The organism is Amycolatopsis sp. NPDC039088 (genome assembly GCF_055598845.1).
Genome location: NZ_JBVKAE010000031.1, coordinates 1 through 15,874, shown reverse-complemented (window position 1 = coordinate 15,874; position 15,874 = coordinate 1). Strand labels below are relative to the sequence as shown.

Below are 15,874 nucleotides of genomic sequence, written 5' to 3'. Positions count from 1 at the left end.
CTGCCTTTCCCACCAACCGGGGCCTTCTCACCAGCACCACCCTTCCCGCCAACCGCCCCCTTCTCGCCGACACCGCCCTTCCCGAGTACCGGCCCCTTCTCACTTACCGGGGTCTTCCCACCAACCGGCCCCTTCCCACCGACACCACCCTTCGGACCCCCGCCAAGACCTTTGCCGGGCCCTCCCTTGAAGAGACCGCGGACAGCACCGAACCCGGCACCGGCGATCGCGCCGCCGATCGCGCTGTGCTTCAGCGAGTCCGTGTCGTACTTGTCCCGGCCGCTACCCGGCCCGTTGATCTCATTGTCGATCCTCTGCCCGGACTGGATAGAGAAGTCGAGGGACCCCATGAACGCCGCCATCCCGAGCGCGTACTTGCCGGCCGTCACGACCATCTGCGCGATCTTCCGCAAAAGCGCCTTCAGGATCTCGCCCAAGGCCATCCTGGCCATGGCGATGACGCTGGGAATGAGAGGGGCGCCGAAGATCGAGGCGGCGAGCGCGGCGATCATGCCCACGAACATGACGGCACCGAAGATCAGCATGATCTTGGCCTTTTGGATGTCCGCGGCGGTGTTCCCGCCCAACGAGGTGAAGTTCCGTGCCTCCTCGACCATTTCGTTGAACTCGTCGATCTTGTCCTTGAGCCAGTCCTGGGTCAGGTCGGCGGTCACTCCGCGCATCGCGTCGGGAAACCGGGGCAGGAGCTTTTGGATATCCGCCGCACGCGCCTCCAGATCGTCACCGAACTGGTCCCACGCCTTGGCCATCTCCCGGAGCCCGTGCTCATTGCCCTCAGGCCAGCTCAAGCCGCAGGTGACCTTCAAGAACTTCTGGAGAGATTCGGGTAGCTCGAGGGATCCCCCGCCGCCCTCGGCCTCACTGCCACCATAGCTGTGTGCCATTACTTTTCACCTCCTTCCCCTGGCCCACAGCCACGGCGTCAATTCAATCGGCCTTGCGCTTACTCCGCCGTCGTTTCCGAATCCAGTTTCCTGGCACTCTCGTAATCGAGATCCGCGAGCGCCCGCGCGGACTCCTCACCATTTTTGGCGCCGCCGACGAGCCCCTCCTCGCCCATGGCGAGATTGGCGACGATATTGTTCACGCCGCCTTCCTCGATGTACTTGTTCTCGAACGCCTTCCCGATGTCGTCGGTGCCCCAGGCGCCATTGTATTGGTCGAGGACGGCGGTCAAATTCCGGAAGTTCTCCCCGAATGTGACCCCGATGTCCTTGAGGTCGTTCATGATCCCGTCATAGGCGCCCTCGTCGAGGTAGAACTCGTCAGCCATTTCCGCGGCCCTCCTGCTTGCGGCTCTCCGCTCGCGGCTCGCCGAGGTCGGCGCCGAAGCTGTTGAGCGTCTCGAGCATCGGTCCCATGAGATCCCTGAGCATCTCGTCCGGGCGGACCTTCCCACTGGCGAGGCCGTCCAGGTCCAGACCGGGGATCTGCGGCGTGCCCATCAGTTCCGACATCTGCTGCTGGACCTGTTCGCGGCCCTGCCGCAGGGTCTCGACGATGACCGTGGCCAGCTGAGCCGGCGGCATCTCGCGGTACTTCGCGGTGTTGAAGACCAGCTTGGTCAGCTCACCGCGCCCGTCGAAGGTCATCTCCAGCGAACGGTCCTTCGCGCGCACGGTCGTGCTCGCCTCGTCCCAGTGCTCACCGAGTTCGGCGAGCTTCTTGGATTCCTTTTCCAGCAGCGCCCACGCGTCGTCGACGGCGTGTGCGGGATCAGCGGCGTTCCATTCGGCCATGATCACTTCCCTCGTTCCAGTAGCCGGTCCAGTTCGGCGAACTTTTCGGCGCGGCTTTTCCGCGCCTCACCGCTTGCCTGCTCGACTGTCTCTTGCTGTTCCTGATCGCGACGGCCCAACGTGCCGGGCGAACCGCTCCCCAGCGGCCAGGCGTCGGGCCTCGGCTCGACGGCCATCGCTGCCATGCGGCTGTTCTGCTGCCCGCCCTGACCGCCCATCCCCGCCATCCCGCCCATCATCATCGGCGACATCGGCATGCCGCCGGGCTGGGACGGATCGACGGGACCGTGGACCGGTTTCGGCGCCGGAGTGGGTGCCGGCGCGGTGGCGGCCGGGTCGAGTCCCTGCAACGCGCCCGTGCCTCCGCTGCCCGGCGTGAACATCCCGCGGTCCTCCGGTTTGAACGCACCGGACGCGGAACCACCGCCACCACCCGCGCCGAACGACGCCGACTGTGTGACGGGCGAAGGCGCCTGCCCACCCGTTTCGCTGAACTGGACCGACTTGGCGTGCCCTGACTGCGGAGTCTGGTCGGTGACCTTCACGGGTTCCCCGGTCGAGGTGACGCCCTTGGCCACCTCGACCGACACGGTGGTGGCCGGTACCGACGGGACACTCATCGGCGAGTCGATCGTCGTCCGCACGTCGGACTTCTCGAACACGATCGGGTCCGTCTCGTCCGGCTTGCCCACCACCGTTTCCGGCTTCTTCCCGTGCTTCTGCTTCCTCGGTTCCGGACGGTGTTCCTTGTCCGGATGGCCGGGCCGCTGCCCCCGTTCCGGTTTGCCCAGCACCGGAGCCACGAACTCGTACCGCTCGCCGTCCGGCAGCGCGGGGCCGGGACCACCCGGCAGCAGAAGCGGCGCCGTGGCGAGCGGCACCGGCGGCAACGACCGAACCGGGTGCGTGATGGCCTGGTTCGAACGTTCCACGGGCAGCTGCTCCGGCGCCGACCCTCGAGACCGCTCGACGTGCGCCACGCGCTCCTCGCCACCGTGCCGCTCCAGCCGGTGCGACTTCCGGTGCTCCGGAGTGCCCTGTCCGCTCCGGCCGCCTCCGGGTGCCAGCAAGAAGGTGTTCGTCACCAATGGCCGGTCGTAGTTCCCCGATCCACTCTCGTGTCCGTTCCCTTGCCAGTTCCCCGATCCGTCCCCCTGCCCGTTCCCTTGCCCGTCCCCTTGCCCACTACCGTTCCCGTAGCCGTTCCCACTGATCCGAGTGTCCTTATGGGACAAACCCGGCAGCTGATTGCCGACATCCCAGTAGGCGGTCCGCAGGTCGAGCAGGATCTGCTTGGCGGAGTCGTTGTGCACGTGCGCGTTCTGCTCGGGCGACGGCACGCCGGTAGCGGGCGGCCTGCTGTCGTCCTCGGTCTTGCGGCCCTGCAGGTCCCGCATCCGCCGCTGATGGGCGGCGAGCGAGTCGCCCGCGGCGCGAAGCGTCGTGCCGTAGCCGGGGGTGCCCATGGTTTGCAGCGCCCCGGTGACCCGGCCGGTCACCTCTTCGGCGAGTGCGTCGAATTCGTCCGCGCCGCCACCGGCCCACGCGCCTCGCACGATGTTCAGCTGACGCCGGACCTGCTCGACCGCGTCCTGTAACCGGGCCGCGGCCTGGTCGAACGCCTCGGCCCGCTGGTAGAAGATCTCGGGACTGACCTCGTTCACCAGCTGCGCCAGCTGTTCGAAGGTCAGTTCTTTCAGCAGCGGGTCGTCCGGGACCGGTGGCGGGTTGCCGGGAGCACCGTCGGCCATGACCTACTTCTTCCTGCCCAGTACGGTTTCGTCCTGACCGTCCGCGTCGTCGGTCCAGGCGTTCTTGTCCGCCTGTAGCCAGATCTGCGGCTCGCGCTCGTTGTCCTGCTGGCCACCGCCCATCCCGCCCATGCCGCCCATCGGCATGCCCCCCATCGGCATACCGCCCATCGGCATGCCCTGCTGCTGAGGATTGAGGGCCGCGCCCTGGCTGCCCGTGGTCGCGCCAAGGGTGGCAGGCAGGTTGCCCGGCTGGGGGTTGACCGGCGGGGTGTAGCCGCGCTGGCCGGCGACATCGGTATCGAACTGGGCCCGCTGCGCGACGTTATCCGGTCCGTTCGAGCTGATGGGGATGCTCGCGCCGCCACCACCGCCGCTGTTGCCATTGCCGCCGCCACCGCCGCCCAGAAAGTCCCTGAGCTTGCTGTCATCGGCGGGCTTCGACGGATCGTGCCCGCCGCCGCCGGGTCCGGAGGTGCCGATGCCGTCGATGGATTTGCCGACCGCGTCCCTCGCTTCCTCCAGCACCTTCCTGGTCGCCGGGTCCGCGTCCTTCAGCAGATCGTCGAACACCTTGTTCGCCGCGCTCTTCGAGTCGTCGATCAACCGCTCGTCAGGCGAGGCGGACCTTTCGAACTTCGGCGGGTCGGGCAGGACGTTGTCGACCGCCTTCTTCACCTCTTCCAGGGCGTGCTTGGCGTCCGGGTCGGTGGTGTGCTTGATCAGCTCGTCGAGGGCCTTGTCCGCGGCCGGCTGCGCGTCGATCGCGGAGAAGCCCTTGACGTTGTCCGGGTCGACAGCCTTGGCGACGGCCTCCTTCGCCTTCTCCAGCGCCTCCTGGACCGCGGGCTTGTCCTTGCTGTCGCCCTCGATCTTGTCGATCGCGTCGAGCGACTTGTTCTTGAGATCGCCGAGCGGTCCGTCGTGTTTGGACTCGGCTGCGTCGAACGTCTTGTCGACGGCCTTCTTCGCCTCTTCGAGGGCGTCCTTGGTCTTCGGATCGGCGTCCTTCATCGCTGCGTCGAGGGCCTTCTCGGCCGCCTCGCGCGCGTGCTTCAGGCCGTCCTCGCCCGGCTTGACGTCGTTGATGGCGTCCCCGACGGCCTTCTCGGCCTTCTCCAGCGCATCCTTGACGGCTGGGTCCTTGTGGTTGTCCTTGACGTCGTCGATCGACTTGAGAGCCTCGTCCTTGGCGTCGCCGAGCTCCTTGGCGTGCTTGGGATCGAGATCGCCGATGGTCTTGTCGAGGGCCTTATCCGCCTTGTCGAGAGCCTCCAGCGCCTTGGGGTCGTCCTTGTACTTGTCCTTGGCGTCCTCGATTTCCTTCTTCGCGGCCTTCTTGGCGTCATCGATCGCCTTGTTGACCCCGGGGCCGCTCCCGCCGCCGACCGGCCCACCCTCGGTCTGGATCCCGCCCTTGCCGTCGCCCGTGCCGACACCATCAAGGGCGTCCTGCGCGGCCTTATTCGCCTTGTCGAGCGCGTCCTTGGTGGCCTGGCTGTCGTCCGGGTTCTTGATGCCGTCGATCGCGTCCTGCGTGGCCTTCTTCGCCTGGTCTTTCTGTGCCTGGTCTTTCTGTGCCTGGTCTTTCTGTGCCTGGTCTTTCTTCGCCTGGTCTTTCTGCGCCTGGTCGCTACCACCACCCCCGATACCGCCACCGCCAGCTGTTCCGCCACCCGTTCCGCCGCCCAAGCCATCGCCGTTACCGCCGCCGCCGACACCGTCGATCGCGTCCTGCGCGGCCTTCTTCGCCTGGTCCAGCGCAGCCTTCGTCTCCGGGCTGTCTCCTGGGCTCTTGACACTGTCGATCGCTTCACCGGTGGCGTTCTTCATCTTGTCGTTCAGGCCCTTGTCGTCGCCACCCCCGCGCAGCCCGAGGCCACCACCACTGCCACCACCGGCGGAGCCCAAGGGAGTATCGGCCTGCTCCGACTCAGCCTTCTGCGGATCCTCGACGTTCCCTTCCAGGTCCTGCTCCTTGGCCAAGCTGTCGTCCTTGGGCAGGCTTTCGTCCTTGTCCGAGGCTCCGCCCGAGCCTTCGCCCGAGCCTTCGTCCTGGCCCGAGTCTCCGCCCGAGTCTTCGTCCTTGCCCGAGTCTTCGTCCTTGCCCGAGTCTTCGTCCTTGCCCGAGTCTTCGTCCTTGCCACCGGTGTCCACCTTGTCGTACTCGTAGCCGCCTGCGGGCTCCAAGGTGGACATGGCCCGGCCGCATTTCCGATACTCTTCGTCCAGATGGTCGAAGAGGAACTGCAATGCCTTGAGCAGCTTGGCCTCGTTGGCTTCGCCGAGTTCCTTCATCGCGCTCTTCGTCTTCTCGACGATCGCGTCCAGATCTTCGCCGTCGGTGGCGAGCTGGGCCGCCGCCTTGGCGGCGTCGATGATGAGATTCTCGTTGACCTTGAGTTCTTTTTCCTGCTCCGCGACGGTTTCCCACCACTCGTCATGGAACCAGTTCATCGTGCTGCCCACGTTCCAGACGCCGTCAAGGAAGGACTTCGCACTCACCCGGTCATGCAAGGACCGGCTCTGCGCCAGCAAGTCCTTGGCCCAGTCGTTGAAGGCATCCGCCGCCTCGCCCTTCATCCGATCGGCGACGTCGGCGATCTTCTTGGCGAAGTCATCGTTCAGGTCGTCGAGCACGCCCATCGCGGCCTTCAGGTCATTGTGGAAGTCGATCCACGCCGTGTCATGGCCGTCTCGGTCGAGCAGACCCGCGGTGATCGCCAGCAGCTCGTCGAGCGTCCCGTACTGGCCGTAGTTGAACGGGGGCGGCGCTTCATCGTACTGACCGGTGGACCATCCTTTGTTATCAGACATCTTTCCCTATCCTTGTCGACATTTCGGATCGAAACCGTCCATCGGCAGTACAAATGACCAATAAGTCACGAAACGGGTCAGCTAGATGAGCTTGTGATCACCCCCGCCAGTCTTGTTCTTGGGCATATCCTCTTCCTCCTTGGATGGACCCTCATCCTTTTCCTTGGGTGAATCCTCGTGCTCACCTCCTCCCTCGTCGCTTCCGCCATTACCGCTCACAATTTTTTTTCATCAGCACCAATAGGATCGAATGCGTTATTGACATTCTGGGCATAGCCATCACTCTGGTTTCGGACATCGCCGGAGTGGTCACCGTCGGCCTTTTCCCGTTCGGTATTCCAGTCCTTGATCTTGTCCTCGGAGTGGTCCCGCTGCTCGTCGAACATCTTCTTGACGTCTTTCGCGTTCTTGTCGTCGACCTGATCGAATTCTTCGGCGATCTTGTACAGCACGTCCGACATCTCGCTGAATGTCATCTTCAGATGCGCTGCATGCGCGACCACGGCCCTGCGCCGGTCATCGAGAATGCGCTCGATCCAGACCGCCAGATTGAAGGCGCCCGCGTTCGGCCACTGGTGGACCAGCTTGTCGAACGCCTCCATTTTTCCATCAAGGAGATGGTTGAACCCCTGCGCCACCTTCCGCAGGCCTTCCTTGTCCAATTCCGTGGTTTTGCTCATGACACCCTCCTCACACCTGGGTCAGCGTGCCGATGTCGTCGCGCACCCGGGTCCGCAGATCGGCGACCACGGCCTTGATCTTCGCGGCGGCCTCGTCGTCGACGGACTGGATCTCGGTCGTGATCTTCGTCAGCGCCTTGTTCATCTCGTCGAGCGCGGTCTTCAGCTGGTCCGCGTGCGCGAGCACGCCACGCCGCCGGTCGTCGACGATCCCGTCGAGCTGCGCGGCGAGGTCGAAGTTCCCCAGCTTGGGCCAATCCGCCCGCAACGCGGTGAAGGCGGACATGTCGTCCATGATCCGCCCGAGGGCGGCGGCCGATGAATTGACAGTTTCGGCCTCGAGCTTCGTGTTGCTCATGTCATCACTCCACAATCGGTGGCAGGGCGGAACGGAAAAGTGTGGTGTACCGAAATCGCGGATCCCGGCACACCACACCGGAACGCCAGAAGTCAGTGGCCGACCAGCTTGCCACCCTTGGCGTCCGTTTCCTGCATGCGCGTGGCACCTTCGTGGGCGGCGTTCTTCAGCATGCCCAGCGTTTCGATGTTGCCAATCATGTCGCGATCCAGGTCGGAGCACAGTGTGTTGTAGGCATCGGCGGTGCTGCCGTGCCAGTCCGCCATGATCGTCTGCACGTTGGATCGCTGCTCGTCGAGCGTCGTGTCGATGAAATTCGAAATCTTCGTCAACTCCTGAAAAGCCGTGTCGAGCTTCTCGTAGTCATACTTGATAGCGCCATCAGCCATTGGTATTTCCTTTCAGTGACCAGTCGGGTAACCGAACCGAGCCCAGCTCAACTTCCGAGGAAGCTCTTGGTGGCGATCGGGATGTTGTTGATCTGCTTCACGCTTTCCATGTCGGCTTCACCCTGGTCGCTGGCCGCGGCCCGAATGTTGTTCGCCATCGCGGTCATATGCGCGAGCACCGACTTCTCGACCGCGTCGATCCATTTCTCGCCCTGCTCCGCGAGCGCGCGCGTCATCGCACTGTTGCTCTGCTGCTTGACCTCGTCGACGGTCACCCGGACGCTCTTGAGCTGGTTGACGATGTCGTCCCGCTTCTGCTCGTGCATCTGCGCCTGCTGGTTGACCTGGGTGGGATCAACCTGTGTGGCCTTGGCCATCGGTCCTCCTTGATTTTCGGTGTCCGGCACAAGCCTTCAGATCTCAAGTTAGTTTTCGCAGCGGTGGAGTACTGCGCTCACGGGCCGAGAGCGGCGAAGGGGCGCAACACCCCCCGCGAACTCCTCCGGTCAGTGCTGCGCACGCAGCGCTCCCTCCACGCTGAGCAGCGGCCCCGACGGGAGCAGGGACAGCAGTTCCGTCGGCATCCGCACCGCCGCCTGCGCCGAGTAGCCGAGCGCGGTCGCGACGTCGGCGTTCGCGAGCGGATACTTCGTGCCCGTCTCGGTGACGAGGTAGACGGCGCCGGGCGGTGCGTCCGGCGCCTGCTGCCCGGCGACCAGCATCCCGCCGCCGGCCGGGATCACCACCCGGTCCGCCGTGGTGCCCACCGCGTGCGTGCTCACTGGCATCCCGTTCGTCGCGGTGACCGAAGTGGACAGCAGGCCGGTGCCGATCTGCTGTCCGCCGGGGCCGATCGGCGAGAAGTTCGCGCAGGCCATGCTGTCCGGTGGCGGGGACACGATCCGCGGCGGCTCCGGCGGCAGCGCGCCGACAAGGTCTGGCCCGGCGGTCGAGGCGGGGACCCCGGACAATGCCCCCGGCCCGGCCGGAATGGGTTCCACCGGCGAGCCCTGATACGCGGCCCTGATCGACGGCGAGGCCATCAGCAGTGCCGCGCTGGTCGGACTCAGCGCCGCGACCCCGTCAGCGCGGACGAGGTAGAGCTGCGTGGTGCCGATCGCCGGGTTGCGTACCTGATAGACCTGCCCGACCACGCTGGCGTGCCCGTCGATCGACGGGCCGGGCGACCCGGCCTGGTCGGGCACGGCTGCCGCGACATCCGGCCCGGCCGGCAGGCCGTTGACCCACGCCGGGGTGGCCGCGACCGGGGCGATCCCGCCGTAGCCCAGTGCCTCGGCCTCGGCCCTGCCCGGGATCCGATACCGCTTTCCGCGCCAGATCAGGAAGTTCGTCCCGTCCGGGGTCCGCGCCAGCAGCGCCTCCCGGTCGCTCAAGGTTTTGTTGAGCGACAGCCCGAGCACCAGGGAGACGGTCGGCGCCTGACCCTGCGGGCCGGTACCGGGCGGCTGCGCGCACACCGTCCACGGTCCGCCGTCGAGCGCGGTGGGCAGCGCGTCCGGCGCGCCGACGATGCCGATCGGCTGCCCGACCGGCGTGCCGTCCAAGGATTTCTGGGCCACCGAGACGACCGTTCCGGTACCCGACTTCCCGGCGGCCAGCCTGGCCGAGGAGTAGTTGAGCACCGGCCGCAGCCTGCCTTCGAGGTAGACGTAGCGCGCGCCGGTCGTCTTGTTCATCACGATCGCGCCCGGCTGACGCCACGACGTGTCGCCGCCAGGGACGAACACCCCGTAGATCCCGAAGATCCCCATCACGATCACGCCGACCACGACTCCGAGGAAGAGGCCGGTGTTGAGCCGTTTGTTCGGTGGTTGCAGCACGTCGGGCTTGCCGTGCACGACGGCGGCCACGAGCCTGCCCACCACGAAGAAGTAGGCCTGTACCTGATCCCGCCGTGACTGCATCTCAGCCTGCCAATCCGCGCATCCAGGCGTACACGCCCAGCACCTGCAACAAAATCGGGACGACGGCGATGGCGGTAATCGACTCGAAGATCTCCACCGCGCGGCCCCAGTACGGGCGCAGCCGCTTGCCTGGCAGCGTCCTGCTCGCGAGCACCAGGAGCGCACCGACCGCGAACACCGGCGCGAGGATGGTGAGCAGCCTCGTCCCGTCGGTCTGCTCGCCGGCCAGGTGCCACACGTTCGCCACCAGCCCGACGGTGGCGGGCGTGATGATCGCCCAGCGCTGCACCACACCCGCCGGATGGCGGGTTCGCAGGAACAGCAGGAGCACGATCACCAGTGACAGCACCATTTCCCAGGTGTTGCCACCCGACACCAGTACCGGCAGCAGCAGGGTGAGTGCGGCGCCGAGCCCGGCGTGCAGGGCCGTCGAATAGCCGACGGTCACCGCTCCCCGTTCCACGATCATCTTGGCGGGCACCGGATCGGTGTCTTCGCTGAGCTCGTCCTTGTCGCTGGGCAGCATCGGCAGCGTCAGCCCGGACAGCCGGAACGCCGTCGCGGGCAGAAAGACGCCGATGATCAGGCCCGCCGCGATGCCGATGCCCGCTGCCTGCGGCAGGCTGACCTCCGCCACCGAAGCGATGACCCCGGTCAGCGCCAGCTCCAGCACGAACACGATGGCGCCGGCGAACAGCAACGCCGAATCGGCGACGAGGAACACCCCGACGACCAGCGCCAGCAGCGCGACGGCGAGGCCGACGGTCACTTGGACCGCCGCCGGGGCCAGTGGCGCCGGCACGTGCACGAACAGCGCGCCGCCGAGCCCGCCATAGCAGACCGCGGCGCCGGCCACGATGGTCGCGGCACTGGTGTCCGCGGCCCCGCGCGCGATCAGCCCGCTCACCGGCAGCAGCACCACCGCGAGGGTCAGCGCGACCGCGGCCTGCACGCCCACCGAGCCCGCTCCGGGGAGCACCACCAGCCCGAACAGGAACGCGCATACCGCACCGATCCGGAACATCCAGCGGCTGTGCCGCGCTTCCCAGGTGCCGCGATGCTCCCGCACCTGCTCGCCGACACCGGCGACCAGGTCGTCGAAGTCGATCGGCGCCAGCTGGTCGGCCCGGGGTCGCAAGTAGACGGTCTCGCCGTCGAGCAGGTTGAGCTCGGCGAGTGTCCGGTCCTCGTCAAGCGGCCCCTCGCCGACCCGCTGCACCACCCAGCCCTCGTGGTCGGCGCCCTGTTCGATCCATTCCGCACCGAATTGGGGCAGTACGGCGGGCAGCAGATCGGTCAGCGTCGCCTCGGTGGGCAAGGCCACTTCGGTGACCTGCTTCCCGAGAACGAACCGTAGCCTCGCCGACGTTGTTGTGCGATGCTGTGTTTGCTCTTCCATCCGGTGTCAGGTCCTTCCTGCCAGGAATCTCAGACCGTGAACCAGCCCGGAACCTATCCCCGCGCGGCAGCCGTTTCGTCGCTCGAAGCCCGGTCGGCGCGGAATGGGGCAACTCCACTCGCGAGGGAGAGCGACCTTGAGCACGGTGCTGTTCGCACGCCGGCCGCGGCGGCCGAAACCGGCCGTGTCCGCCGACGAGATCGAGATCCAGCCGCCACCCGCGGTACCGGAGGACACCGGCGGCGGGATCAGCTCGGTGCTGATGTACGCGCCGATGGGGCTGGGCTCGCTGGCCATGGTGATGATGTTCGTCCGACCCGGCTCGGGGCTGATGTCCTACATCGGCGGCGGCCTCATGCTGCTGTCGGTGGTGGGAATGCTCATCGTGCAGCTCGTGCGTTCCTCGGTGACGCACAAGCAGAAGCTGCACGGGGACCGGCGTGACTACATCCGCTACCTGACCCAGCTGCGCGAGCGCGTCCGCACCACGCTGACCGCGCAGCAGCGCGCGGCGCGGTGGATCCACCCCGACCCGCGCGCGCTGTGGTCGCTGGCGCTGGGCTACCGGCTGTGGGAACGCCGGGCCGCGCAGGACGACTTCGGCGAGGTCCGCATCGGCGTCGGCACGCAGCGCTCGGCGGTCAAGCTGATCCCGCCGGACACCAAGCCGATCGAGGACCTCGAACCGCTGGCCGCGCACGCGCTGCGCCGCTTCCTGCGCGCCTACTCCAGCCTGCCGGACGCCCCGATCGCGGTGTACCTGCGCGGGTTCGGGCAGATCCAGCTCAGCGGGGACGACACCGCCGTGCTCGGCCTGGTCCGCGCGATGCTGGGCCAGCTCGCCACCGCGCACGGCCCGGCCGACGTCCGCATCGCGTTGTGCGCGGCGGCCGACCGGATCGAGCGCTGGAGCTGGCTGAAGTGGCTGCCGCACAACCAGGATCCGGAGAGCCGGGACGCGGCGGGCGCACGGCGACTGGTCGCCGAATCCATCACCGAGGCCGAACTGCTGCTCGGCGGCCCGAACTTCACCGGGCGACCCCGGTTCGAGGCGGACACACCGATCACCGCGACCGAACCGTTCGTCCTGATCCTCGTCGACGGGGTGAACATCCCCGCCGACCACCGCGCCGCCGAGGAGGGCTACCGCAACGCGGTGGTGCTCGACGTGTCCGGTGCCCTGCCCTGGCAGCAGCGGCCGGGAGTGCTGTTCCTCGACGTCGACGCGGACCAGGTGAGCACTGTGTCGTTCGACCGGCTCGGCAAGCAGCACGCCAAACCGCTCTGCACGCCCGATTCACTGAGCGAGACCGGCGCCGCCGCGCTGGCGCGCGCGATGGCGAAGTACCGCATCGGCGAGGTGTCCGAGGACGAAGAGCCGACGGCCGCCGACTACGAACTGGCCGGGCTGCTCGGCATCGGCGACGTCGCGCACTTCGAGCCGGCGCGCTACCGCAGGGAACGGATGACCGCCAAGCGGCGGCTGCGGGTGCCGATCGGCATCGCCGCCAACGGGACCCCGCTGGAGCTGGACATCAAGGAGGCGGCCGAGGACGGGATGGGCCCGCACGGGCTGTGTGTGGGCGCCACCGGTTCCGGGAAGAGCGAGCTGCTCCGCACACTGGTGCTGGCGCTGGCGACGACGCACTCGTCGGAAGATCTCAACTTCGTCCTCGTCGACTTCAAGGGTGGCGCGGCGTTCCTCGGTTTCGACCAGCTCCCGCATACCTCGGCGGTGATCACGAACCTCGCCGAGGAGCTCGAACTGGTCGACCGCATGCAGGACGCGCTGGAGGGTGAGCTGAACCGGCGCCAGGAGTACCTGCGCGCCGCGGGCAACTTCGCGTCACGCCGGGACTACGAGGCCGCGCGCGCCCAGGGTGTCCCGCTGGAGCCGATGCCCGCGCTGTTCATCGTGGTCGACGAGTTCTCCGAAATGCTCTCCAGTAAGCCGGAGTTCATCGACACGTTCGCCATGATCGGCCGGCTGGGCCGCAGTCTCGGCGTGCACCTCCTGCTGGCCTCGCAGCGGCTCGACGAGGGCCGCATCCACAAGGTGGAAACCCATCTGTCCTACCGGATCGGATTGCGCACCTTCTCCGCGATGGAAAGCCGCAGCGTCATCGGTGTCCCGGACGCCTACGAGCTGCCGAACAGCCCCGGCAACGGATATCTGCGCCCGGACACGCAAACACTCGTCCGGTTCAAAGGCGCGTACTCGTCCTCGCCGTACCGGGCCAAACGCCGCACCACGGCGACCGAATCGGTCGACCAGCACGTCGTCCCGTTCGGCATGGGATACGTCGAACCGCCCACGACATCGGAGCCGGAACCCGAACCGGAACCCGTCGCGGAGCAGGAAAGCATCGACACGGTGCTCGACGTGCTCATCACGCGGCTGCGCGGCGTCGGACCGCGCGCCCATCAGGTGTGGCTGCCGCCGCTCAAGCAACCGGCCACTTTGGACCAGCTGCTGCCCCCGCTGGTGGACCACCCGGAGCTGGGCCTCCGCCCGGTCGGCGACCTGCGGACCGCGTCGCTGACCGTCCCGGTCGGCCTGATCGACCTGCCCGCGCAGCAGCGGCGCGAGCTGCTGATCGCCGATCTGTCCGGCAGCAAGGGAAACGTGGCGGTCGTCGGCGGTCCGCAGTCCGGGAAGAGCACGCTGCTGCGTACCCTGATCGCGGCACTCGCGGTGACCCACACGGCGGCCGAGGTGCAGTTCTACTGCCTCGACTTCGGTGGCACGCTCACCGCGCTGGCGAAGCTTCCGCACATCGGCAGCATCGCCAACCGGCTCGACCGCGACCGGGTGACCCGGACGGTCCTCGAGGTGACCAATCTGATGGCGCGCCGCGAGGCGCTGTTCGCCGAGCACAACATCGACTCGATGGCCACCTATCGGCGGGCGCGGCGGTCGGGCAAGTACGCAGACCTCGATCCTTACGGTGACGTGTTCCTGGTGGTCGACGGCTGGTACACGATCCGCCAGGACTTCGACGACATCGAGGACAACTTCACCGAAATCGCCGCGCGCGGCCTGAGTTTCGGCATCCACCTGGTGGTCGCGACCAACCGGTGGTCGGAAATGCGCCCGTGGCTGCGGGATGTGGCAGGCACCCGGTTCGAGCTCAAGCTCGGTGACCCGGTCGACTCCGAGATCAACAGCCGGTTCGCGGCCACCGTGCCGTCCATCCCCGGCCGGGGCATCACCCCGGACCGGCTGCACTTCCTGGCCGCGCTGCCCCGCATCGACGGCTCGCCGACCACCGACGACCTCGCCGAGGCGACCGTCGAGCTCGCCGAGGCGCTGGCCCCGCCCGGCGCGCCGGTCGCCCCGCAGGTCCGATTGCTGCCACACCAGATCACCGCGCGGGAGCTGCCCGGACCGAGGTCGCCGGGGCCCGCCGCGGAGATGCGGGTCCCGCTCGGGATCGACGACGTCGAGCTCGCCCCGCTCTGGCACGACTTCGACAGCAGCCCGCACCTGTTGATCTACGGCGACACCGAAAGCGGGAAGACCAACCTGCTGCGGCACATCGCCCGCTCCGTCGCCGCCCATCACAGCAGCGACGAGGCCAGGGTGATGTTCGGCGACTTCCGCCGCGAACTGCACGACTCGATCCCCGCCGAGTACCAGCTCGAATACGCCGTCGGCGCGGACGCGCTGGCGAAATCCATCGCGGGCGCGGCCTCGGTGATCAAGGAGCGGCTGCCGGGACCGGACATCACGCCGAGCAGGCTGCCCAAGCGGGACTGGTGGACCGGCGGACGGCTCTACTTCATCATCGACGACTTCGAGCTGGCCGAAGGCGCCGGTCCGCTGGACTCACTGCTCCCGGTGCTACCGCAGGCCGCGGACATCGGGGTGCACATCATCGTCGCCCGCAGCACCTCCAGTGGGAGCAGGTCGATGATGAACCAGGCGATCCGGCGGATGTGGGAACTGGGCACGCCCGCACTCCTGTTGTCCTGCCCCAAATCCGAGGGCTCGTTCCTCGGCAACCTGAAGCCCCGCGTCCTGCCGCCGGGCCGGGGCCAGTTCGTCAACCGCCGCCGCGCGGTCCGGCTGGTCCAGACCCCACTGGTGGAAGGCTTCGTCAAACCGGAACAACCGGACTGATGGTGCGGGGGCATCAGTTGTCCAGAAAGGACACTTTGCGGAAGGCAAGTATCCGACTTGGGCAGTATGCACAGTTTCGCTAGGAGGTCGTGAGTGCCAAGTGGGGTTCCATTGAGGGGTAAGGCAAACGTGGCGTTCCCTGACCGGCCCCCGATTCGCCACTTACGACCGTCCAGACCTGCGCGAGACCCCAGCGACCGTGTCGCGAAAGCCACTTTCGAGACATCACACGTCCCCACAGTGGCTTTCGCGACACACCTTGACCATGAAGCTCACCCAAGACCACGCCGACGACGCCGTGAAGGCCTCCTTCCCTACTGTGACGGCAAAGTCGCGATCTTGTAGGTCAGGCGACTATTCCTGCACTGTCACGGGCCGCGCACCAGCGGCGGAGCTTGATCAACGGAAGATCAGGGACACTCAATGTCCCCGATCTTCCGTTGATCAAGGTCGAGCCGGGGTAGAGCAGGCCTGATTCTGGATGCCAGCGGGCTTCAGTGTCCACAAGGGACACCGCCAGCCGATCGACTGTCCGATTGATGCCGCTAAATACGTTTCCGTGCGGGGTCGCGAGTGTTAATGAGGGTTATTGAGGGGTAAGGCAAACGTGTCGTGTCTCGGGCGGGAGTGCGGCATCCGGGCACGCGAGTCACGCCTTATCGAAGTACATGA

The 15,874-nt window shown here is 67.0% G+C and carries 12 protein-coding genes; 1 reads left to right on the top strand and 11 read right to left on the bottom strand.

Features of this window, described 5'->3' with window-relative positions:
- The 11 genes from ACZ7KI_RS32285 to eccD all read right to left on the bottom strand — a co-directional run.
- Positions 1 to 905: WXG100-like domain-containing protein (locus ACZ7KI_RS32285; protein WP_470276813.1), on the bottom strand; the 905-nt coding region annotated here is incomplete at its 3' end.
- Positions 906 to 964: 59 nt separating this feature from the next.
- Positions 965 to 1,294 carry a hypothetical protein gene (locus ACZ7KI_RS32280; protein ID WP_470276812.1) on the bottom strand — a complete coding sequence of 110 codons (330 nt, stop codon included), beginning with the start codon at positions 1,292 to 1,294 and terminating at the stop codon, positions 965 to 967.
- On the bottom strand, positions 1,287 to 1,760 hold the full coding sequence (locus ACZ7KI_RS32275; RefSeq protein ID WP_470276811.1) for a YbaB/EbfC family nucleoid-associated protein: 474 nt from the start codon (positions 1,758 to 1,760) through the stop codon (positions 1,287 to 1,289). The genes ACZ7KI_RS32280 and ACZ7KI_RS32275 overlap by 8 nt, the downstream gene beginning before the upstream one ends.
- Positions 1,761 to 1,762: 2 nt before the next feature.
- Complete coding sequence (locus ACZ7KI_RS32270; RefSeq protein WP_470276810.1) at positions 1,763 to 3,511, bottom strand: WXG100 family type VII secretion target; 1,749 nt, start codon at positions 3,509 to 3,511, stop codon at positions 1,763 to 1,765.
- Between the two features lie 3 nt (positions 3,512 to 3,514).
- Positions 3,515 to 6,328, bottom strand: coding sequence for a hypothetical protein (locus ACZ7KI_RS32265; protein WP_470276809.1), 2,814 nt, complete (start codon positions 6,326 to 6,328; stop codon positions 3,515 to 3,517).
- A gap of 215 nt (positions 6,329 to 6,543) precedes the next feature.
- Positions 6,544 to 7,008, bottom strand: a complete 465-nt coding sequence (locus ACZ7KI_RS32260) for a hypothetical protein (RefSeq protein WP_470276808.1) — start codon at positions 7,006 to 7,008, stop codon at positions 6,544 to 6,546.
- 10 nt (positions 7,009 to 7,018) lie between these two features.
- Positions 7,019 to 7,366, bottom strand: a complete 348-nt coding sequence (locus ACZ7KI_RS32255) for a hypothetical protein (RefSeq protein ID WP_470276807.1) — start codon at positions 7,364 to 7,366, stop codon at positions 7,019 to 7,021.
- Positions 7,367 to 7,458: 92 nt separating this feature from the next.
- A complete protein-coding gene (locus tag ACZ7KI_RS32250) occupies positions 7,459 to 7,755 on the bottom strand; it encodes a WXG100 family type VII secretion target (RefSeq protein ID WP_470276806.1) in 297 nt (98 codons plus the stop codon).
- Between the two features lie 47 nt (positions 7,756 to 7,802).
- On the bottom strand, positions 7,803 to 8,132 hold the full coding sequence (locus ACZ7KI_RS32245; protein WP_470276805.1) for a hypothetical protein: 330 nt from the start codon (positions 8,130 to 8,132) through the stop codon (positions 7,803 to 7,805).
- Positions 8,133 to 8,261: 129 nt separating this feature from the next.
- Entirely contained in the window at positions 8,262 to 9,680 is a 1,419-nt protein-coding gene (gene eccB, locus ACZ7KI_RS32240; protein ID WP_470276804.1) for a type VII secretion protein EccB, read from the bottom strand.
- 1 nt (position 9,681) lies between these two features.
- Positions 9,682 to 11,079, bottom strand: a complete 1,398-nt coding sequence (gene eccD / locus ACZ7KI_RS32235; protein ID WP_470276803.1) for a type VII secretion integral membrane protein EccD — start codon at positions 11,077 to 11,079, stop codon at positions 9,682 to 9,684.
- A gap of 145 nt (positions 11,080 to 11,224) precedes the next feature.
- Here eccD and eccCa point away from each other — a divergent pair, with 145 nt between their 5' ends.
- The gene (gene eccCa / locus ACZ7KI_RS32230) at positions 11,225 to 15,202 is read left to right on the top strand and encodes a type VII secretion protein EccCa (RefSeq protein ID WP_470276856.1); all 3,978 of its coding nucleotides are present in this window, start codon (positions 11,225 to 11,227) and stop codon (positions 15,200 to 15,202) included.
- Positions 15,203 to 15,874: the final 672 nt, after the last annotated feature.